At 56.1% G+C, this 20,739-nt stretch carries 16 protein-coding genes; 7 read left to right on the top strand and 9 right to left on the bottom strand.

Annotation, left to right across the window (positions count from 1 at the left end; genetic code table 11):
- Nucleotides 1–187: 187 nt before the first annotated feature.
- The 3 genes from nth to RE6C_RS24770 form a co-directional block, all read right to left on the bottom strand.
- Complete coding sequence (gene nth / locus RE6C_RS24780; protein ID WP_008661048.1) at nucleotides 188–847, bottom strand: endonuclease III; 660 nt, start codon at nucleotides 845–847, stop codon at nucleotides 188–190.
- 32 nt (nucleotides 848–879) lie between these two features.
- Nucleotides 880–1,854, bottom strand: coding sequence for a serine O-acetyltransferase (locus RE6C_RS24775; protein WP_008661047.1), 975 nt, complete (start codon nucleotides 1,852–1,854; stop codon nucleotides 880–882).
- Between the two features lie 107 nt (nucleotides 1,855–1,961).
- Complete coding sequence (locus RE6C_RS24770; protein WP_231846376.1) at nucleotides 1,962–2,423, bottom strand: hypothetical protein; 462 nt, start codon at nucleotides 2,421–2,423, stop codon at nucleotides 1,962–1,964.
- A gap of 524 nt (nucleotides 2,424–2,947) precedes the next feature.
- Here RE6C_RS24770 and RE6C_RS24760 point away from each other — a divergent pair.
- A complete protein-coding gene (locus RE6C_RS24760; protein ID WP_039963337.1) occupies nucleotides 2,948–3,868 on the top strand; it encodes a hypothetical protein in 921 nt (306 codons plus the stop codon).
- Nucleotides 3,869–3,995: 127 nt separating this feature from the next.
- On the opposite strand, the gene RE6C_RS24755 is transcribed toward RE6C_RS24760, so the two are convergent.
- Both RE6C_RS24755 and RE6C_RS24750 read right to left on the bottom strand, forming a co-directional pair.
- Entirely contained in the window at nucleotides 3,996–4,172 is a 177-nt protein-coding gene (locus RE6C_RS24755; RefSeq protein ID WP_236618503.1) for a hypothetical protein, read from the bottom strand.
- Nucleotides 4,173–4,222: 50 nt separating this feature from the next.
- A complete protein-coding gene (locus RE6C_RS24750; protein WP_008661041.1) occupies nucleotides 4,223–4,858 on the bottom strand; it encodes a TetR/AcrR family transcriptional regulator in 636 nt (211 codons plus the stop codon).
- Between the two features lie 396 nt (nucleotides 4,859–5,254).
- Between RE6C_RS24750 and RE6C_RS24740 the strand changes: the two genes are divergently transcribed.
- Both RE6C_RS24740 and RE6C_RS24735 read left to right on the top strand, forming a co-directional pair.
- On the top strand, nucleotides 5,255–6,850 hold the full coding sequence (locus RE6C_RS24740; RefSeq protein ID WP_008661038.1) for an HlyD family secretion protein: 1,596 nt from the start codon (nucleotides 5,255–5,257) through the stop codon (nucleotides 6,848–6,850).
- Complete coding sequence (locus RE6C_RS24735) at nucleotides 6,847–10,176, top strand: efflux RND transporter permease subunit (RefSeq protein WP_008661035.1); 3,330 nt, start codon at nucleotides 6,847–6,849, stop codon at nucleotides 10,174–10,176. The genes RE6C_RS24740 and RE6C_RS24735 overlap by 4 nt, the downstream gene beginning before the upstream one ends.
- 19 nt (nucleotides 10,177–10,195) lie before the next feature.
- On the opposite strand, the gene RE6C_RS24730 is transcribed toward RE6C_RS24735, so the two are convergent.
- Together RE6C_RS24730 and RE6C_RS24725 are read right to left on the bottom strand one after the other, a co-directional pair.
- A complete protein-coding gene (locus tag RE6C_RS24730) occupies nucleotides 10,196–10,576 on the bottom strand; it encodes a hypothetical protein (RefSeq protein ID WP_008661034.1) in 381 nt (126 codons plus the stop codon).
- Nucleotides 10,577–10,659: 83 nt separating this feature from the next.
- Entirely contained in the window at nucleotides 10,660–13,779 is a 3,120-nt protein-coding gene (locus RE6C_RS24725; protein ID WP_008661033.1) for a hypothetical protein, read from the bottom strand.
- Nucleotides 13,780–13,882: 103 nt separating this feature from the next.
- Here RE6C_RS24725 and RE6C_RS31920 point away from each other — a divergent pair, with 103 nt between their 5' ends.
- Nucleotides 13,883–14,599: a hypothetical protein gene (locus RE6C_RS31920; RefSeq protein ID WP_039963333.1), complete on the top strand. Its 717-nt coding sequence runs from the start codon at nucleotides 13,883–13,885 to the stop codon at nucleotides 14,597–14,599.
- On the opposite strand, the gene RE6C_RS24715 is transcribed toward RE6C_RS31920, so the two are convergent.
- The gene (locus RE6C_RS24715; RefSeq protein WP_236618500.1) at nucleotides 14,509–16,239 is read right to left on the bottom strand and encodes a flagellar basal body P-ring protein FlgI; all 1,731 of its coding nucleotides are present in this window, start codon (nucleotides 16,237–16,239) and stop codon (nucleotides 14,509–14,511) included. The genes RE6C_RS31920 and RE6C_RS24715 overlap by 91 nt on opposite strands.
- 179 nt (nucleotides 16,240–16,418) lie before the next feature.
- Here RE6C_RS24715 and RE6C_RS24710 point away from each other — a divergent pair, with 179 nt between their 5' ends.
- The 3 genes from RE6C_RS24710 (at nucleotide 16,419) to rdgB (ending at nucleotide 19,917) form a co-directional block, all read left to right on the top strand.
- The gene (locus RE6C_RS24710; protein ID WP_008661029.1) at nucleotides 16,419–18,029 is read left to right on the top strand and encodes a c-type cytochrome; all 1,611 of its coding nucleotides are present in this window, start codon (nucleotides 16,419–16,421) and stop codon (nucleotides 18,027–18,029) included.
- 83 nt (nucleotides 18,030–18,112) lie between these two features.
- Nucleotides 18,113–19,294: a hypothetical protein gene (locus tag RE6C_RS24705; protein WP_039963331.1), complete on the top strand. Its 1,182-nt coding sequence runs from the start codon at nucleotides 18,113–18,115 to the stop codon at nucleotides 19,292–19,294.
- 5 nt (nucleotides 19,295–19,299) lie between these two features.
- Nucleotides 19,300–19,917 carry an RdgB/HAM1 family non-canonical purine NTP pyrophosphatase gene (rdgB, locus tag RE6C_RS24700; protein ID WP_008661024.1) on the top strand — a complete coding sequence of 206 codons (618 nt, stop codon included), beginning with the start codon at nucleotides 19,300–19,302 and terminating at the stop codon, nucleotides 19,915–19,917.
- On the opposite strand, the gene queD is transcribed toward rdgB, so the two are convergent.
- Nucleotides 19,893–20,306, bottom strand: a complete 414-nt coding sequence (gene queD, locus RE6C_RS24695) for a 6-carboxytetrahydropterin synthase QueD (RefSeq protein ID WP_008661022.1) — start codon at nucleotides 20,304–20,306, stop codon at nucleotides 19,893–19,895. The genes rdgB and queD overlap by 25 nt on opposite strands.
- Nucleotides 20,307–20,739: the final 433 nt, after the last annotated feature.

Below are 20,739 nucleotides of genomic sequence, written 5' to 3'. Positions count from 1 at the left end.
ACTGCATTCGCGTAGGCCAGGTCTCACCTGGCAACCAAGCCGATGCTTTGGAACAAAGCGAGGCGACTAGTCATTCATCCGCGAGTTCGCGTGGCTCCGTCCGGTCACCTCGCCAGGTAGAACCTGGCCTACGTCGACGTCTGCCGAATGCCGTCACGTATCGGCGATGAATGGGATGTGGGACGGATCAGGGTTTGATCCAAGTCACCGGCTTTCGCCGATTGGGATACAGCTCGCGGCATAGATCGCACCCACGTCCGTCACAGCCTCGCGCGGTGCAGAACTCTCGACCGTAGAAAATGATCTGTAGATGCAACTTGTTCCAGGACGACTCGGGGAACAAGCTCTTTAGGTCTCGCTCGGTTTGCACAACGCTTTTGCCGCTGGACAATCCCCATCGCTGGGCCAAACGATGAATGTGCGTATCAACCGGAAACGCGGGAAAACCAAACGCTTGCGACATCACAACGCTGGCCGTTTTATGCCCGACGCCGGGCAACGCTTCCAGCTCGTCGAATGTGCTGGGCACTTGGCCTTCGTGCAGATCGATCAGCATCCCCGATAGCTTCGCGAGAGCCTTGGCTTTCTGCTTCGACAGTCCCAGCGGACGGATGATTTCGAGGATTCCTTCTTCGCCAAGCTCACGCATCTTCGATGGCGTTCCGGCAACCGAAAACAACTCTGGCGTGATCTCATTGACCTTTTTGTCGGTGCACTGCGCACTCAACAAGACAGCGACCAACAACGTGAACTCGTCGGTGTGGTCCAGCGGAATTGGCGGGTCGGGATAGAGCGTGTTCAGACGCTCAAGGACAATGGCGGCGCGTTCTTTCTTCAACATCGCCACACTATACCGAATCGCCTGGGGATACCCAGTGATCAGATTTGGTAATTCACCTCGGGACGCAATTCATCGGCGGGCTCATCCGAGCCACGTACCTTCAGTTGCGGTTTTTCAAGGACCACCGTCGTGCCGGGCGAGACACTGCGAGTGATCCAAACGCTGGACCCAATCACCGATTCGCGACCGATCACCGTGCGACCACCGAGGATTGTTGCGTTGGCGTACACGACCACTTCGTCTTCGATCGTTGGATGACGTTTCTGGCCGCGGATCAACTGTCCATCGGCGTCCGTTGGGAAACTCAATGCGCCCAACGTGACACCCTGATACAGCTTGACGTGCTTTCCAATGTGGCACGTCTCACCGATCACCACACCGGTTCCGTGATCGATGAAGAAGTACTCACCGATCGTCGCACCAGGGTGAATGTCGATGCCCGTTTCTTTGTGCGCCCATTCCGTCATCATTCGAGGAATGAAGGGCACGTTGAGCTGCACCAGTTCATGAGCGATTCGGTAGACCGTGATCGCTTCGAAACCCGGGTAGCAAAAGACGACTTCATCGGTTGTTTGGCAAGCCGGGTCGCCGTCATGAGCGGCTTGCACATCGGTCGCGAGCATCTCTCGAAGCTTGACGATGCGTTTGAGCATCTCGATCGCCATGGCTTGGCCTTTGGCTTCGAAGTCGATGTCCGTCTCACAATCCTTGTGGTTCTGCAGCACCCGGTGCTCGTGCCGTAGGGCGCGAGCGATTTGGGTCGTCAGCTGATCGTGCAAGGAATCGATCAACCCGCCAACGTGGTAGCGGATATTGCCAGCATGCAAGTTTGTGTGCCGCTTGTACCCCGGGTAAAGGATGTCCTTGAGATCCAAAAGGATGTCAACAACAGCAGTGTAGCTAGGCAATGGGCAGTGCCCCAGATGATTGATTGAATCATCGGAGGTGTACGTGCTGACGATCTGCTCGGTCAGCTCTGGTAACTGCTCTTTCAGCCGAAAATCGGATGCCACGCCTAAACTCCCTCGGGCGACTGCGGAACACTCTTCACAGACGGAATCAATTCGAGAGACTCAGGCCCAACGGCCTGAGCAGACTCGAAATTCAAACCCCAGTGCGATCAGGGACCGATGCTGGGCGGATTGTCCAGCAAGAAGTCGCGAGGACCGCGGTGGGTATAGTAAGGATACGCGACTTGGGCAGACGGCGCACCTGGTGTGAATGGCTGGCCCTGCATTTGAGCCGCCGCTCCGTGACCCAACAAACCTGGGTTCAGGTGCGAGCTGTAGTCCAAACCACCTTGTTGCCAACCGAGTGGTCCGGCTTCGCAGCCAGTCCGACATCCGGTTTTGCAGCCCATCAAGCGACCGCGAGTTTTGCCCAACAGTCCGCCGCCACCGACACGACCGCACGAGCCATTGCTGCATGCGCCGTTGCCGCACGACGAGTCACCACATCCGCAATCGCTAGACGCGACGCCACAGTTGCCGGTCGAGCATCCGCCGCGAGTGTTGTGGTGAAGGCATCCGGTGCTGATCATCAGCATTCCGGCCATCGATCCGAGTAAAAGCCAACGATTCATTCCGAATCCTTCCATCCAATATGAATTGGGTGCCGAGGAGAAACGCCTCGACACGTGATACGAGTCTTTCTTTCACCCTTCGTTTCGGCCGTTGACACCGATTCGATGCACACAATCGCACCAACCGCGCCAGAAGTCGGAAGTGGTCGGCGGCAAGGTTTACCTAATTTGACAATCGCGGATATCGGCGAGGCCGGCCCATCGGGGCAGGTCCTTCTGCGAGAGCGTGTCAATTGGTTGTTATCACCGCGAAAACAGTCGTGCTGCGGTGTTTGGCCATCCAGCTACAACGAGGCGGCAACGAACTAGCGACAACGCCTTTTCGTGACAGGTTCGGGGAAGCGTTTGCGGCAGACCGCTTGAGCTGCCGCGGATATGGCCTGTTTTCCGTCGGGAATCAGCGTGCAAAGATCGCGAATCCGCGTTACTCTGAGATGTCCAGCAATACCGGCACCGACGAGGTTGCGACGAATCAGTGTCGAGGATCAGCAAGTAGCAAGAGCCACCATTTGCAGGCGAGGATCATGACCTTCCAGACGCCCGCCTCCGCGCCATCGATGTCCCAGCAGTCCGCCGCAGAACAATCGAACGTTTCGCCAACCGAAGCGATGGCGGACCACTTCGCTTCGATCCAAACATTTGGTTCGGATCTGCCTGACGAAGCCCCAGGCCGTGTGCTGAATTGGTTTCGTCAAATGGTGACTTTGTTGGGCATCACCGCATTTCATGGCACGCTCAGTTTCGTTGCCAGCCTATGCTTGCTGCTGACCATTCGTTTTGTGTTCTTCACCTCACGACCGGGCATCGAAGGCATTCTCTTATTCGTCGCTGCGGTAATCGTCGGCGGCCTGATCGCAGCGACACAACTGATGATTGTCTGCCGCTACGAAGAGTATCCGTTTCACCTCTTGCTGGCTCGCCGACTCCGCCGTGTCATTGCCGGACGTCGCAACCCGGTGGTTCAACCCAACGAAGAAGGCTCCAGATTCTGCGAGATCGTTCCGCAAGAACGTTGGAACCGACTCCGATTGGAAACCGCGACGGACTTGGTCTGGGTACGCATCGACGGGGATGGTGTTTGGATGGAAGGCGATCGCAATCGCTATCACTTTGGACCCAGCTCCATTCTGGGTGCGATCCCTCAATCGTTCACACCCGCTGGCGGATGGACTCAATTGCACGCCGCCTTGATTTACGTCCGCACGCCGGACGGTCCAGAAGAGATCCCGTTGGTCTACCGCGACTTTCGTTTTGCAAACATGAATTCATCCGACCGACGTCTTCAACGTGACGCGATGGTCGACGCAATCTGCGAAATCGCCCGAGGCAGCGAATACGAACCGATCTATGTTCCAACCGCGACGAACCCATCGCAGGCGTCCGATACATCGGCCAGCAACAATCCCTATGCGCCACCGCGGATGACATCACACACCGGAGCGTGAGAACGGTCATCGACATCGCCCCGGTCGGGGCCGTTGCGACGATGCGGTGAGGAAATTGCAAAGTGCAAATTGATCAATGCAAATTGCAAAGTGTTTCTGCTCTGGCGAGGCACGTGATTTCACCGACCTACAATTGCCAATTTGCGATGTCCATTTTGCAATTTGCAATCACCCCGTCCCGCCCCGCATCACGTCGCAACCACATCAAATCGCCCCGGATGGGGCCGGCGTTGTCGATGCCGCGTTGTTGAACCGCGTGACGCAAACGGTTGAAAATGAATCCGGATGCAATGTGGCTTGGCATTCGAACGCTGTCCAACGGAACAGTTGGGGGCAACTGTTCTACTCTGATCTTCAATCGGAAACTCTGTAGCACGACAAAAACATCTCGACGGTGGACTCGATGATGCTGGCCCGTTTCTTTTTGCTCGGCGGTGACTCGCCATTGACGATGGTTGGCCAGAACGCAAACGTCATCAGCATTCCGACAAACTGCTTGGCCGCGAATTCTGTGTTGGTGTGATTCAGGCACCCCGCCGCAAGAGCATCATCCAGCCAGCTTTCCACGCGTTTATGAAAGCGACGGTGATCGATCTTCTTCCCCACCTCGGGCTCGGCCAAGACTCGCGAGATACCGGCGCGCGCAAGCGCGACAACCGATGTCGATGTCATGAACTGAACTTCGGCCTCGGCCAGTTCGACCAACTGTTCTCGTAAATCGCGTGATGGATCGAACGAGCACTCGGGCAGCAACTCTGCCTTCTGGGCCAACTCCTCGATGATCGCGTCGAAGAGAGCCTCTTTGCTGTCGAAATGGTTGTAAAGCGTCCGCTTGCTCACATTCGCGGTCGCAGCGATCACATTCATGCTGGTCGAAAAGTAGCCGCGAGTTTGAAACTCCGTTGCCGCGGCCTGCACAATCGCAATCCGCTTGCGATCAGTCAGCCGACGTGGGGCGGCATCGTCGGGCTCGGTTGGACGGACTGGCAAAACTTGCTCCGGGCGGTTTACTTTTGAAAAGAGTGATGTAGAGTACACCGATGGGTTTACTTATTGCAGTTTTGCGAACTGAACGCCAGGGGCAATCTCGCCGCCAACGTGAATGACCTCATCACCGTCCATCGAATCGGCTTGTGTTTTCCCCGCCGCCGCCCCAGTGACTCGAGCTGTTCCACATCGCGGCAACGCATCGCAGCGACTCTTTTCTCGTTGACCTCTCATCGCGTCCACCTAACGAAACGAACCACTGTGCCTATTCGTTTTCAACCGTTTCGGTTTTTCGTGGCCTTCAGCACGTCTTGTTGTTTGATCGGAATGCTTGGATGTTCCAGCGAATCCGCACCCGACATCAATGAGGTCGACAAGCCGCCCAAAACCGTGACCGTCATGACGCTGCATCCGAGCAGCCCGTCTTACCAACATCACACCACCGCGTCCGTCGCACCTTGGAAAGCGGAACGAATTGCGTTTGAACAGGCCGGACGTGTGGTGCAGGTGATTGAGCCCAACGAAATGGTGACTGGCATTGGGAACGGTCGCATCGGTATTCCACTCGCTCGGTTGAACGAAGAACAGTTTCGAATCGCCGTTGATGCCGCGCGTGCCGACCTGGCGGTTGCCGAACGCCGGCGAGAAGCGAACTTGATCTCGATCGAACAACGATTACCAAGTCGAATCCGTACCGCAGAGGCCGAACTGCAATTGGCCCAGCGAGAACTGGAACGGGCGCAGAAATTGTCACGCTCCAATGCAATGTCAGGATCGGAGCTGGACACCACTCGTACGCGAGCATCGACCGCACAACTTCAGGTCGACAGTGCGACCGCTGAACTGGCTCAAGCCAATGCGGAACAACTGGCATTGGACGCCCAAGTGCAACAGGCCAGCCAGAGGTTGGCCGAAGCTGAACGCAATTTGCGAAACACAACGCTTTTCAGCTCCTTCCCCGGCCAAGTCACGGAGATCCACGCGGTACCTGGGACCTATGTCAAAGAAGGCGATCCGATCGTGACCGTGCAAATGGTCGACCCAATGCTGGTCGAGTTTGAAGTCACCGCAGCGAATTCTCGTCGCTACCAACGCGGCGACACTCTTGGTGTGACAGTCACCGATCATGACGGGAGTCAACATCGTGCGACAGGAATGGTCTACACGGTCGACTCCATCGCAGATGCCAACACTCGAACGTTCACAGTATCGCTGCACGTTCGCAATCAACAAGAAAGCAGCGTTGACTTGCACGAGTCCTCGGGGGCTCAACTGAAAACCAAGGACATCTTCCCTCTCAACATCGGACCAATCGTCACGGGCGATCAGCGTCTGCTGGTGGAGCAACGCTGCATCCATCGGATTGGTGAAGAGACGTTTGTGTGGAAGGTCACCAATCGTTCCTGGAACCAACTTTCAAACACAAGCGATCGAGGATTGACGGTCCAGCGATTGAAAGTGAACCTCGCCAGTGATGTGATTCCGTTCCTGGGCACATGGAACTTCGTCGCCATCGAGTTCGCGGATCCTTCGTCAATCAATATTGAAAACGACTTGATCACGGGCCAATTGCTCGCCCTCGATGGTTCGCCACTGGAACCTGAAGCTCTGCTTCGCAAGCAAAATGAACGCGTGTATCTGGAGCAAACGCGTTGGATGCTCCGTGCCGGCGATACCGTTCGAGTTGCATTGATCCCCGACAATTCCAACATCGGCCTTTATGTTCCCATGAAGGCCGTCCGTCGAGAGAACGGCGAAACGTTCGTGCATGTCGTGGACGACATGCAGTCAGAGCCAACGGCGAGACGTGTTCGAATCAACGTGAAAAAAGAAGACTCGTTAGACGAAGACTCATTGATTCTCTGCATCGAACCGGTCGATTCGGATGACTTGGTCGATGGTGCCCATGTCGTCGTCCGCGGCACGCACTACCTCGACGACGGCGATCGGGTTCGGGTTGTTCCAACGCAATCAGCATCGGTGAGCGTTCAATGAATCGTCTACCAGCTTTTGCCGTGGCACGTCCGACGGTTGTGATCGCCTTTGTGATGATGTTCGTCTGTTGGGGCATCATCGCCGCGCTGACGATGCCTCGACGTGAAGACCCCGAATTCACGTTAAAAATCTGTGTCGTCTCAGCACGCTGGCCGGGTGCGTCGGCGGAAAAGATGGAAGAGCTGGTCGCGGATCCTCTCGAAGAAGCCATCGATGGAATGGAGGAAGTGCGTCTGATCCGGTCCACCTCCAGCAGCGAACAAACGGTCATCTTTGTCGAGCTCGAAGAGTGGTTGCCCGGAGCGAAGATTGACGACGCGTGGGATCGCGTTCGAGCAAGGGTCGAGAACGTCCCGATGCCTGACCCTGCTGTGGTTCCGTTCGTGAACGATGAATTCGCGGACACGAGCGTCATCTTGTTTGCCGTCCATCAGCAACCCGCCGACGGCAGCGATACGATCGACCCGCGATTTGCTTACTCTGATCGCGAATTGGATGTCTATTCCGAACGAATTCGCGATGCCCTGCGACTGTTGCCGGGCGTTGCCAAGGTTGAACGTCATGGAGTCCGTGAGGAAGCGATCTATGTCGAGACCGACGAACGCAATTGGTCTCAGCTGGAACTGACGATCGATCAAATTGCCGATTTGGCGCAGGCTCAAAACATCGTTGAACCAGGCGGCCGAATTGATGCCGGTGATGGACGGTTCTACGTCAAACCAGCCGGGGAGGTCAATGCGCTCGCGGAAATCAATCGATTGGTCGTCAGCGGCGTGCCGTCACGCGGTGGAGTCAATCCCATTCACTTGGAAGATTTGGGGCTTCGCGTCCGACGAGGCTACGTGGACCCGCCCACGCGAATTTGCCGTTATGGCGACGTCAATTTGGAAGCGATCGCAAACGTGGTTGCCGTTCAAATGAAATCGGGCGCCAATATTGTCGACATTTGCAGCAGTGCAAAACAGCGGATCGTCGAGCTTCGCAACAGCGGTGAACTGCCGCCGGACTTGGCCGTCCCAATCATCTCCGACCAATCCGACAGCGTGAATCAAAGGCTTCGCGAAGTCGTGATGAACATCATCTCGGCAATCGTGATTGTGGTCGTCGTGGTTTACCTCGTGGTTGGCTTTCGCACCGCGGCGGTCATGGCGGCAAACATTCCTTTTGTCGTTCTCACATCCCTCGCGATTGTGACGCTGTTTGGTGTTCAATTGGAACAAATGTCGCTGGCCTCGATGATCATTTCGCTCGGCTTGCTAGTCGACAATGCGGTTCAGATTTGCGACCAAGCAAGAACGAATCAAATCGCAGGCATGCCACCAAAAGAAGCGGCGGTCCAAGGAGCCCAAACGCTCGGCAAATCGATGCTGAACGGGACGCTGACAACCATCGCCGCGTTTGTACCGATGCTGATCGCGATGGACGGAGTCAACCGAGAATTCATCTACAGTTTGCCGACAACACTGTCCGTGATGTTGGCCGTCAGCTGGGTGCTGGCGATGACGTTTTGTGTGATCTTGGCAGCCTGGTTCATTCGTCCGCCAAAAGACCCGAGCAAACCAACTGCGCCTCTGCCATGGCTGATGGGCAAATTGGGTTCATCCAAATGGGTTCGCCGGTTCGGAAGCCGTCGGGCAACCACATCTTCGCCTGAGATGACCGAGGGACCATCCCATCTCGCTCCTCAAACCGCGGCAACCGATGGAATCTTCTTTCGTTTGTACGGTTCTTCACTGCGATGGGCATTGAGGCATCGCTTCATCACGATCGCTGCCGCGTTTGGTGCATTGCTCGCAACGACTCAACTACCGATCTCGGCAGAGTTTTTTCCGTTGACTCAAAGGAATCAATTCGCCGTTGAAGTCTGGCTCCCCGAATCGTCTTCGATCGCTCAAACCGACGAGCTAGCTCGTGAAGTCGAAGAGATGATTCGCCGCTGCAGTGCCTTCATTGACGAGGACGGGAACGAAGAAGAACGTCTCTTGAACATGCGCACGATGGTTGGTGGCGGCGGGGCAAGGTGGTATTTGTCCTGGGAACCCGAGGCCTTGAAACCAAACTTCGCCGAGATCCTGATTCAGACCACCGATGGGAAGTTGACTCACGAGTTTGCAGAAAAACTGCGTCACGTCATTGACCACGGAGATCCCGATTTAGGATTGCAGCCAATCGTCGGAGCCCGAGTCGTGCCGATCGAATTGCTGCTGGGACCGCCCGCCGATCCCGTCGTGTTGCGGGTTGTCGGCAACGGTTTCGCAAACATGAAAACGCTGCGAGACGCCGCCGACCGCATCAAAAAGATGGTGAACGCGGATCCGGACACAATCTCACTCAGCGATTCATGGGGTGTCAGCAGCCAAGAATTGTATGTTGACGTTGAATCTGATCTCGCCAATTTGGCACGAGTGAGCAACGCGGAAGTTGCGACGACGTTGGACACCTATTTCTCTGGGCGTTTGCTGACCTACTATCGCGAAGGAGAACATCAGATCCCGGTCTATTTCCGACTCGAGCCGGAGAGTCGATCTCTGTCGGCGATTTCAAACGCCCATGTCGAAACCAGCCAGGGCAAGTTGCCGCTCGCGTCGATCGCGAGCATCGTGCCGCAGTGGCGTCCCGCCTTGATCGATCGCCGCGACGGCAACCGAACCATCGAAGTTCGATCGCAAGTCAAAGTGGGTGCCTCAGGCAACGACATCACAATGGGCGTTTTCAATTCGCCCGAAATGAAGGCCCTGCAAGCTGAACTGCCCGACGGATACAAAGTCGAAGTGGGCGGGGCACTCGAAGAATCTCAAAAGGCCCAGATCAAAATGCTGAAATCGTTCGGCATGTCTTTTGTCGCGATCATCATTTTGTTGATCGTGCAATTCAACAGTCTCTTCCGAACGTCCATCATCATCGCGACGTTGCCGCTCGCTCTCGCCGGTGCTTTGCTAGGCGTGTGGCTCACCAACAGTGCCTTCGGCTTCATGCCTCAACTGGGCGTCTTGGCTTTGTTTGGCATCGTGCTCAATGCCGCCATTCTGTTTGTCGAATTCGCGGACATGTCGGTAGCTGAAAGCAATTCAAAGGAATCAATCAGTTCCAATGCGACCGAGGATTTTCAAAACGCGATTGTGTCGGCCGGGCAGCAGCGTCTGACCGCCATTTTTCTCACCACGGCAACCACGGTTGGAGGCTTGGTGCCGCTCGCCCTCGACGGCGGACCGCTTTGGGAAGGCATGGCGTGGTTGCTGGTTTCGGGGCTCAGCTTTGCAACCCTACTTACCTTGATCGTTGTGCCGGTGCTGTATTCGTTCGGTAGACGGTGGAGCCCTTCCTGAGATTCTCACCCATCGAATCTCAGCCGTCGTCCGTGTTGATCCGGTCATCGTCCTGCACCGCAAAGAAGCCCCAGCAATATGCCGGAACAAGCCGTCCGTAAATCTTGCTGTGGACAATCATCGCGATCAACCAAATCGGAATGACGTCACCAATCGTTGGTGTGAACGTGATGAACCGATATGCCCGAAGACTGATCGGGACCACGATGATCCCAAGCAGGCCAAGCGTCCACGCCCAAGTGCGGCGATCCCAGTGACGGATCGTGAGATAGTTGCGGCAGTGCGGGCAATAACCCAATGGGAATGCAAAACGCCAAAAGCCAACCGGCCCCGTACAAACCGGACAATTGTGTGTTTGATTGGCGGGTGCCGATTCAGGTGGTTGGTAAGGGTTGATCATGGCGAAGCAAGCGAACTGAACACGGATGGTGCTCGGCAATCATAGCAAGATGAACTGCTCTATCTCGCCGCGAAGCCTCAACCTCATTCGTCGCTCTTGGGAGCCGGCAATCCGAGTGAACCTGACGTCAGATACGTGGACCAGAACAGCGGCTGATTGCCCGTGATGTTCTGAGAATCCTCATCCGCTTTTCCGAGCAACGGTTCGCCAGCGACCGCCAGGTCCGCTTGCCGAAGCAACGACACACCACGGCGTGTCGCGGATGCGAGCGATGTGTGAGGCGTTTCATTGATCAGCTCGCCAATCACCGTCGCGGCCGAATGACCGCCGGTGACCCACCGGCTCAGCGTGATCTCTTTCACACCACCGCAACGAAGGGCGGCCAGAGGAAAGAAAAGTTCCGATCCATCGCCAAGCTTTGCTGCTCCCGCTGCCGTACGGTACCCGGGAAGTGCCACCGTACGCGGACCACTGGCCGGAAGCCGAACCCAACCGAACAATTGATCCCATTGACCGCTCGCATCCGCCCGCGGCGTGGAGGACGTGCTGGGGATGGTTGTCGTTGCCATCGGCGACGCGACGTTTGGTGTCAGTGGCGATGCGACAACTAAGTGTGCCACCCCCAACCCGACTCGGTCAGTCGGTGGTGCCGATCCGATGGTCCATCGCAAAGGATCATCCGCCGCAGCCAGCATCTCCTCGATCATTTGATCGTTCAGTTCCTTTTGCCGAGGCGCGAAGAACGTTCCTGCCATCACCGCCACACGATTCGCTTCGCTAGCCGCACCGACTTCTCGAAGCGCTAACCCCGGCGTGGGCGCGTAACTGAGTTTGATCGTGTCCGCCCAAAGTTGCCCGGGCGAAACCGGATCGAGATCAGCGTCGCCTTCATCCAAAGCGTCATCATTCTCATCGGCCGTCACATCGGGACCATCGCTGGCCGGCAGCAATTCAAACGGCAAATACCAAAGAGGCCCATCGGGAACAATCACCAAGTTCTCCAGCCCAGTTTCGCTCCAACCCGAGTTGGGCGGAAACAAAATCTCTTTCAGTTTCGCAGCCGTTTCTCGCCACGACTCATCATCAGGCAATCGCTTACCGCGACTCCGGTTGGCACCAATGTCGGCCAACAATTTCGAGATCATTGTCGGGATGCGTCGCCCGGCGGGTGAAATCCAACCGGTCGTTTCACCATCTCTTGAAAGCGTGGCGACCAAGCGATTTCCATCCACCACAAAGGTCAGCAGACCAGTCCCCCGTGGCAACGCCGCCGCATCCTCCGATGCGACTGGCGGTGGACAGATCGAAGGAATCCGCAACCGCTGAAGTGCGATCTGCGTGACAAGCGATTCTTGCATGCTCGCGACGGCGGCGTCTCGTGGCTCGGTATTGTCCGCTCCTTCACGAAGAGACGCTTGGACTCTTTGACGCAAATCAGCGACCATCGGCGGCGGTTGCACGACCATGTCTTTGGTTGAGGGCCAAAACGATTCAACCGGGTCAGTCACCAAAGACCGAACGTCCATCAAACGACCTCGCAGCGGCAAAGCGGAAGCCAAACGCGCCGCGTGAATTCGGTCGGTGGACTTCAGCACGTCCAGTCCGTTGTTTTCCGCCACGGCCAATTCCAACCGACCACGATGCAATGGCGTCGAATCGAGACCGATCAATGCGATCGCGTCCACTGGATCTCGTCGCCATGTCGTCATCGAAACAGGTGAGGTGAAGTAGTCCAACAGACTCTTAGTCGACTGATTGCCGATCGATCGCCCCATCATCGACTGCACCAAACTCAATTGGTAATGCGATGGCATCGAGATGACCGGCCGGTTGCGGTCTCGTCGATTGTTGACGAACTCATTCAACGATCCCATCGCGTTGGAAAGCTTGCCTTCCGGGCCGCCGAGCGATTCGCCACGCGCCGCCGCAATCCGAGCCGCGACATAGGCACCGTAGGCTTCCAAACGTGGGAAATCCACATCGCGTCGGGATGCGATTTCGATGGCCAGCGTCATCGATTCCGCGGCCGCATCGACTCGTCCGGCATTGATCGCAGCGTCCGCCGCAACCAGATAGCAATGCAGCGAAGCTAGCCGAGATTCGCGAATCAATGTGCGTCCGGCGAGCAACGCGGTCTGCTCCACCTTGCCGTATTGTTGTGGTCCGGCCGCACCAACCGCCAACTGCAGAGCTTCACCGATGAATTCGTATTGCTCCAGCGCCGCCGCGGAATTGACCGCTTGTTGGCTGGTCGCGACCAAGCCCGCTGCAACGTTTGGATCCAGCTTTCCAGTTGCGTCGCCAGAAACGCCGACCGTCATTCCTGCCAACAACATCAACGGAGTGATCGGATGCACGGCTCCACCGAGCGTCGCGTATTTGCCAACACGATCGACTACTGTTGAGTCTTCTGCAACGGCGAGCTGCCCGACACCTCGCATTGCACCGATCAGCGACCGACCGCCGGGCGAGTTCAATCCGCTCGGATATTTGGTCGACTCCATCAGTTCCGCAGCCAAAGGTTCTTGCGCGGACAATTCGCCCATCACAACTCGGCGTCGATACATCATCAAAGCAATCGATCGCATGATCTCAATCGCGTCGACGCGTTTCAAGTTTTGACTTTCAATGCGGCCGCCTTGTTGCAACCGTTGTTCGGTCAAAATTTCGCCGCTGTGAAGCATCAGTCCACTTGGAACCGGAGCCAGTCGCACCGAGTTGGCTTCCGGCCACAGGTTGGTCGCTCCGGCTCTGATCGCGGCGCCTTGATTCAGACCGGTCCAATCAATCGCACCCAACCAGCCTCGGTTGCGGATTGTGATCTGCATTCCGGCGTCCAGGTGCGTGCGGCAAAGTGGTAAATGACCAAGATGCCAGTAACACTCGGCCAACATCGCATGCATCGGAATCGCATCGATCCACTTGCCATTGATGTCCGTTCGTGAACTGCGAAGCGCCGATTCAAACGCATTGATGGCGTTCTTCATGTCGCCGTCGCGATAGATCTCCAGGGCCGTGTAATAGGTTTGGGGCGGAGATTGGTTACCGGTGTTTCCTCCACCAACGACTTGAGCCTCAATGCAACTCGCTGCACCAAGGGTCAACAACGCGGCAAACGCGAGAAGCGGCCAGGTTCTTTGTGGTTTGGGTGATGGGTGCACAGTCATGCCAGCAAAGCGATAAGAAGGGAACAAGGATTCCATTCTATCCGCGAGCCCTGATCAGGACGAATGAAACGCTTGCCGCGACGCCAGAGAATCGGCGAGCTGTTCCGTGTAAAGCAGCCGAACCGGTTATGCTGGTTGCATGAATCCCGACGCTGACAATGCCGCCCGGCCCGAACTTGCTGACCAACCCAACCCCTACGCGACGGGCCCTCTAAAAGAGGGTGGGGAGGACGATCAAGAGCTGTTGCGAGACATTCCGCTCGAGGAAAAGCCTTTTCCGACGCTGCCTCTCACCGTTCTGCGGTGGGCATTGGTCTGCAGCATCGCAGCGGTCCCCAGCTTCGTCATCGGGCTAAACGTCACCGAAGGACAGTTCCTGGGGATGGTCACCGGGATTGCGATCTTCGTCGCCGGCTACGTTTGGGCCGATCTGGTCACACGAAATCGGCCGTGGCGACGGTACCGGAACATCAGAATCACCTTGCGGACCGTCTACGTACTCCGCCTGATTGTTTCGATCATTCTTCCCGCCGGCATGATCGTCGACATGTTCACCGGAATGATCGCGGTCGTGACCGTCACCTCCGTCGCACGACTCGATGACGGCACGGGTTTGGGATTCATTTCAACCGTCTTTACCACGCTCATCCAAGGCGTTCTGCTCAACATTCTGTTGATGGTGCTGGCACTGTGCGTCTACCCCATCGTGAGACTGACGGGGCGAACACGCCAAAGCAGACAACTTCGGAAACAGAGCGGGGACGATCAGACTCCGTCGGATTCTTCCTCAGAGTCGCTGACGAATCCATTGCTTTCCTCGTCCGAGTCGCCTTCCTCAGACCCTTCGTTGCGATAATAGGTTCGCAAGTTCTTTGGCAGCGGATCAAAGGCCAACTGATCGGGCAGGATGCCTTGCGTTTTGGCCATTCGCAACATGGAAACCGCATCGCCATAGCCTCCGCCGACTTCCGTCAAACCTTCCAACACACCGGGCAGTGTGTTGTCGACTTCTGCAAAAGCATCGTCTTTGCCCGCTTGGAAACGACTGATCCGAAGCTGTCCCGTTTCAGGAACCGAACGAATCATGATCCCAGATGGGCCGATGAAGAACGTTTCGATCTGCAATGGTTGGACATCGCCAAACAAAACGATTTCTGGCTTTCGACGCAGCGAAACCACAACGGCGGGTTTCGCAGTCGATGGAACTTGATAGAGCCGGTAGGTTCCGCGAAGGTTTTGTCCCGCGAGTTTTTGTCGGCCATCTTCTCGATTTCGCAGTGCGCTGAATCCGCCATAACGAGTCTCCAAGCTGGGCGAATCCATCAAACGCTGCAGTCCCTCGACAACGTTGTGATGCTGCATGTCTTCGAGTGCTTTGAGCGCCGGAGCACGGAACGCTGGCTCAGAACGAATTGCGGCGATCAAAGGATCCAACGCTTCTTCGCGATCCAAGTACGCCAATGCTTCTGCGGCATAGAATCGCAATTCGGGGTTGGATGACTGAACCGCTTCCAGCAACGTTGGGATGGCTGGTTCGCCCAGCCCTTCCAATTGCAATGCCGCGTCGGCTGCCTTCGCAGGTTGCTTCATGCGTTCGCCAAGTTCAGTAAGACGAACCTGGGTATTGGAAGATTCGGGTGCCACTCCGATCGCTCGAACAACCGCCATCAGACGGGCGACGCTGTTACGATACCGTGGATGGACATCCAATTGAATGAAGTCGTCTTCGATCGGCTCGGCGATGCCGCGACGAGTTGATCCGTCGAAGAAGTAAAAGCGATGGTTGATGGCTTGCGCGATCGCCGCTGACATTTTGACGTGTTGAAAATCAGGCCGCAAAACCAATCCCAACTTGCGATCGTTCTGCACGACTCCGCCGGACAAAACCGCACCTTGGACTCGCAACGCGCCGTCGGCTTCGCCTTCGTGATCGCCTCGCGTGAGCACGGGTCCGGTACCAACGGCCAGCACATCACTGCTGCGGACGGCACTGTCGAGAACCTTTTGGTGGCGTAGTCGCGTGTCGAGCAGCCAACCGCCGTGCAGGTCGGTCGCTTCGGTTTTGGTGGGAGTCAAAATTTCCAAATCGATCGTGTCGCCACGACGTGAACCTGGTGGGATCGTACCAAGCACTTGAACAAGCGCAGTGGTGTTGAGTTCCAAAAAATCGTTTGGATTTGGAATCTCTTTGCGTTTCATTTCCTCCAGCAACATGTCGCGAAAACCCGAAGGCAACGCCGGGCCGCCGGTATCTGGCAACCCGTTGACGATTGCGACACCGTTGACGCGAACGCTTTGCATACCGTGAGGAATGGCCGCCTCTCGAACCAAATCTGGCGGATCAGGAACCTTCAGCAATTTGGCCAGCTTTGGATTGTTCGACGGGTCATCCTGATCCCGTTTCCAAAACGAAGTGCATCCGCCAGCGGCGGTCAGCGACAGCGTGATCCACACCAAACCGAATCGGCAGCGTTGGAGAGCGGTAGTTGCGTTCATGAGCGTACGAATGCGTTCGACGTAAGTTGGTTGGCCACGATCACTTCAGGAAGTAGCCAATCCAGAGAACCCGACACAAGAGCAGACCGACACTGGAGTTCAACGCGATCGAACCGTTCCGCATCTTGGGAATCGCACAATGAGTTGGACTGCGACGGTGGACGCACTGTTAAACTGACATGGGGACGACGGTCCCTTTCCGCCGTGCGGATTGCTTGCAATTTGGTTCCCGCACGTTGAATTCCCGGTCGCATCCATCCTTCCAGCGATTTGAATCGATGATTCGTTGTTGTTTTCCCTCCGATCGCCGCCACTTCGCAACGCTGCTTCGACTGATCGCCGGTTGCGTTCTGCTGTTGGCGTTGCCTGCCACTTGCCCGGGTGTTTTCGCCACCGAGCTCGGGAAAACTTCGGCGGATTCTGGCAGCAACGTTTCCCAGTCAGAAGCTCGGGCGATCGAGCTCGGCTGGGAAGTGCTGACTCAAAAGGCGTTGCTGCCCAGCGACTTTTCTCAGGATGTGATCGATGACATCTGGCGAAGCTGGCCCGAAGAAGCTCGTGCAAAGGTTGAGAATGCTTCACCGGAAGACCGACTGCGAGCGATCTATCACCGCTACGGATTGTCTCAACGTCCCGAATTGATTGTGCGAAACGACGGCGTCGCAACGTTCGAGTCTCATGAAGAAACAGGTTCAGTCGGCCCGCCGATGCAGTACGTCGTCGATGAAGACGGCAACTGGACGATGAACTGCCTTTCCTGCCACGGTGGCTCCGTCTACGGAGTACCGACGCCGGGAGCCCCGAACAATCGTTACGCCCTTCAAACGCTCACCGAAGAAGTCCGCAGCACCAAGTTTCGACTGGGCAAACCGCTGGGACGAATGGAGTTGGGTTCGCTGGTCATTCCCCTGGGTACGACGAACGGAACCACCAACGCCGTGGTCTTCGGCATGGGGCTGATGCAGTATCGGGATTCGCAACTGAACGTTGTCCCCAATACGCCTCAGACCTTCGTTCATCACGACATGGACGCCCCACCGTGGTGGCACTTCTACAAACGACCTTACCTTTACATCGATGGGTTCGCGCAAAAGGGTCATCGCGGGTTGATGCAGTTCACGCTGGTCCCTGAAAACGGCCCCGATTTCTATCGCGACCACGAAGACGACTTCCGAAACGTTTTCGCGTTTTTGTCCTCGTTGCGGGCCCCGAAGTATGACGGTCCGATCAATGAAGACCTTGCCGAAACCGGGCGTCATTTGTTCGAACAAACCTGCTCGCGCTGCCACGGAACCTACGGGAAAGACGGCGGAAGCTATCCAAATCAGATGGTGGTGATCGATGAAATCGGTACCGATCCCGTCCGCTTCGAAGCTCTTTCCAGCGAAGGTCGTCAGAAGTACGCCGATTCTTGGTTCGCTGAACTCGAACCGGGAAAATCGCAAGAAACGCTGGTCAGTCCCGAGGGCTACGTCGCGCCGCCCCTGGATGGCGTTTGGGCCAGCCCACCGTACTTTCACAACGGCAGCGTTCCGACTCTGTGGCACGTGCTGCATCCCGAGGAACGTCCCACCGTTTGGCGACGATCCGAAGAAGCGATCGATCGCGACCGCGTCGGCTTTCAGATTGAACTGGCTGAGAAAGTCCCGTTGTTCCAGCCCGATGTTCAAATTCGACGCAGCTACTTTGACACCCGTCGGTTTGGGAAAAGTGCCGCCGGCCACGATTATCCCAACGAACTGAACGAAGCAGAGAAGCGAGCGGTTTTGGAATACCTCAAAACGCTTTGACACTCTTGCTGCGAATCCAATGAATCTGCTAATGACGAGTCAAACAACTCGCTCGTATCGTTTCGATTCAGGATTTGGTTCCGATGAACAGTTCGCTTCGCCTCGGATTGATCGCAATCCTCGCCGTGGCCGCCTCCGGCCTCGTTTCACCTTCGCCCGCAGCCGCACAGAATTCGCCGTTCTTGCGGATGTTCAAACGCGGGAACAAAGTCGAAGTCGATACGACCAAGACTTACGAACTGACTCAAGAGGACGGGCCCTGGTTGATTCTGGCCCACACGTTTGTCGGTGCAGGATCCAAAGAACGAGCCGAACGATTGGCACTCGAGATTCGCCAAGAACTCAACCTGCCCTCGTATGTCTACGAAGAGAACTTCGACTTCTCAGGCGAAGTCGAGACTCCAACGTCAACGATTCAAGTCGCTGGTGGAACCACTCGTTCCAACCATCGCCGAATGCGATACGCGAACAGCATTCAGTATGACGCTCACGCGGTTTTGGTCGGTGAGTACGATCACGCGGAACACCCGCAAATCGCGGAAGACTTGAAACGCATCAAGTCAGCAAAGTTGCCTGTCTTTGGTGACAAGAAAGAAATGGAAGCCGAAACGGACTTTCGAAATCCAGTCACAGCGGTCAAAGCTTTACACCGTCAATTCGTTAGTCGCAGCGGCGACAAAGATCGTGGCGAAATGGGCAGTGCGTTCCTGACCCGCAATCCAATGCTGCCCGAGGACTTCTCGCACGCACCCGAAGTCGATTCCTTTGTTCGCAAATTGAACGAAGACAAACAATTCAATTTGTTGGAATGCGATGGCAAATTCACCGTCGTCGTTCGCACCTTCGAAGGCTACAAAACTATCGTCGATGGCAAGAAGGAAAAGAACTTCCAACCCAACATCAATCGCTTGGACCGCATGGCAATGGACGCCAATAAAATGGTGGTCGCCTTACGAAAAGAAGGCCAAGAAGCCTACCAGTATCACGACCGCACTCGATCGATCGTGACAATCGGCAGCTTCGAAACGTTGGGTTACGAATTGCCCGATGGCGGATTTGAATACGCCCCCGAAATCAAGGCGATCATGTCAAACTACCGAGCATTCAACGTCGACCCGAGCATCGCGAATCAGGTCAAGACCAAGACCAGCGATGGATTGGCGGCCAAGCACATCGAAAACATTCCCTTCGATGTTCAGCCAACACCGATTCGTATTCCAAAGGCTAGCAAACGCAGCTTCTACAGTGCAGCAGTTGGACGCTGAATCGAATGTTTGATCTCGTTCTCGGAACCGGCAACGCAAAGAAGCTCGTTGAGCTTCGGATGATGTTGCCAGAAGAAACCATCGACCTGACCGCGTTGTCAGAAATTGAAAACGCGATCGACGTGGTCGAAGACGGCGAAACGTTTTCCGCGAACGCTGCGAAGAAAGCGACCGAACAAGCCAAGCATCTTGGACGCTGGGTGTTGGCCGAAGACAGCGGATTGTCCGTCGATGCGTTGAAGGGTGCACCGGGCGTTTACTCCGCTCGGTACGCCGGAACACATGGCGACGACGAAGCCAACAACGAAAAACTCCTCAACGAATTGGCTGACGTGCCAATGGATCGCCGTGGGGCTCAGTTCAATTGCCACCTGTGCCTGTCTGATCCCGATGGAAACGTCCGGCTTGCCGAGTCAGGCATTTGCCGAGGCCGAATCGCGACGGAACGAAGCGGCGGCGCGGGATTTGGATACGACCCGCTGTTTGTGATCCCCGAATATCACAAAACGTTCGGGGAACTGAACCTGACCGTAAAGCGTGCTCTTAGTCATCGATCCCGAGCACTGCGTCTCTTCATTCCGAAGTTGCTGCGTTTGGTTCAGTCCAATTCGACTTCCGCGTAAGTCTCTTCGCTTTCCCAAAGGCGAACCTTGTACGCGGTCGCTCCGGAATCGCCCAAAATCGCAGGGCAAATCTGCTCCAAGAAGTGCTTGGCCATGTTCTCTGCGGTGGGATTGCTATCGAGTTCGTAGATCCGGTGAGGCTCTGAGCTGCGAATCGCGTCCAATCCGTTCTGGTCCTTTTCCCACAACACAAACGTGTGGTCCCAGTTCTCATCGATCCAGTTCTTGCAGCGGGTTTTGAGTTGTTTGAAATCAAGGATCCGCCCGACCGCATCCTGCTCCGCACCGGTTACGTAAACCTCCAACACGTAGTTGTGCCCGTGCAGGTTTTGGCACTTCCCCTCGTGGCCGACCAATCGGTGCCCAGCGCAGAACGTGAAGCGACGCATAATTCGAATGGACAAGGGAACATTTCCTGAGTTGAGAAGTTGTCAGATATACGAATCGCGGGGCGATCATCGATTGCCGGTCGCTGCGACGCCTCAGCAAACCGCGCGAGTCGACAGGTCGCTGGCGGGAAAATCGCATTTTCGCCGCCAAACATCCCGCCGGCCGACCTGCATTGGAGCCACGCCACACCGGCAGGCTCTGCACGCGATATTTTCTGCGTTGGTCAATCTCTCGCGAAACGCCTCGCTTGCACAGCCGGTCACGTATCAGAGTGCCGTCGGAGTCGTGGTTTCCCACCGTCGGCAAAGGGTTTCTGATCCAAACGACTTTGTCGACCCCCACAATCAGATCGAGGAGAGGAATGCGATTCCAACCAACGACCGATTCGGGCGATTCTGTATACACTCGGTTGGCGAATGGTCACTTGGCTGC

The organism is Rhodopirellula europaea 6C (assembly GCF_000338295.1).
GTDB classification, from domain to species: Bacteria; Planctomycetota; Planctomycetia; order Pirellulales; family Pirellulaceae; genus Rhodopirellula; species Rhodopirellula europaea.
The sequence above is the reverse complement of the archived record's forward strand: the minus strand, read 5'-3'. Positions and strand labels throughout refer to the sequence as shown.

Bases quoted from the DNA above. Each gene is read 5' to 3' on its own strand.
- RE6C_RS24770 (WP_231846376.1), bottom strand. From the start codon at position 2,423: ATGAATCGTTGGCTTTTACTCGGATCGATGGCCGGAATGCTGATGATC.
- RE6C_RS24760 (WP_039963337.1), top strand. From the start codon at position 2,948: ATGACCTTCCAGACGCCCGCCTCCGCGCCATCGATGTCCCAGCAGTCC.
- RE6C_RS24755 (WP_236618503.1), bottom strand. From the start codon at position 4,172: ATGCCAAGCCACATTGCATCCGGATTCATTTTCAACCGTTTGCGTCAC.
- RE6C_RS24740 (WP_008661038.1), top strand. From the start codon at position 5,255: ATGACGCTGCATCCGAGCAGCCCGTCTTACCAACATCACACCACCGCG.
- RE6C_RS24735 (WP_008661035.1), top strand. From the start codon at position 6,847: ATGAATCGTCTACCAGCTTTTGCCGTGGCACGTCCGACGGTTGTGATC.
- RE6C_RS24730 (WP_008661034.1), bottom strand. From the start codon at position 10,576: ATGATCAACCCTTACCAACCACCTGAATCGGCACCCGCCAATCAAACA.
- RE6C_RS24725 (WP_008661033.1), bottom strand. From the start codon at position 13,779: ATGGAATCCTTGTTCCCTTCTTATCGCTTTGCTGGCATGACTGTGCAC.
- RE6C_RS31920 (WP_039963333.1), top strand. From the start codon at position 13,883: ATGAATCCCGACGCTGACAATGCCGCCCGGCCCGAACTTGCTGACCAA.
- RE6C_RS24715 (WP_236618500.1), bottom strand. From the start codon at position 16,239: ATGAACGCAACTACCGCTCTCCAACGCTGCCGATTCGGTTTGGTGTGG.
- RE6C_RS24710 (WP_008661029.1), top strand. From the start codon at position 16,419: ATGGGGACGACGGTCCCTTTCCGCCGTGCGGATTGCTTGCAATTTGGT.
- RE6C_RS24705 (WP_039963331.1), top strand. From the start codon at position 18,113: ATGAACAGTTCGCTTCGCCTCGGATTGATCGCAATCCTCGCCGTGGCC.
- rdgB (WP_008661024.1), top strand. From the start codon at position 19,300: ATGTTTGATCTCGTTCTCGGAACCGGCAACGCAAAGAAGCTCGTTGAG.
- queD (WP_008661022.1), bottom strand. From the start codon at position 20,306: ATGCGTCGCTTCACGTTCTGCGCTGGGCACCGATTGGTCGGCCACGAG.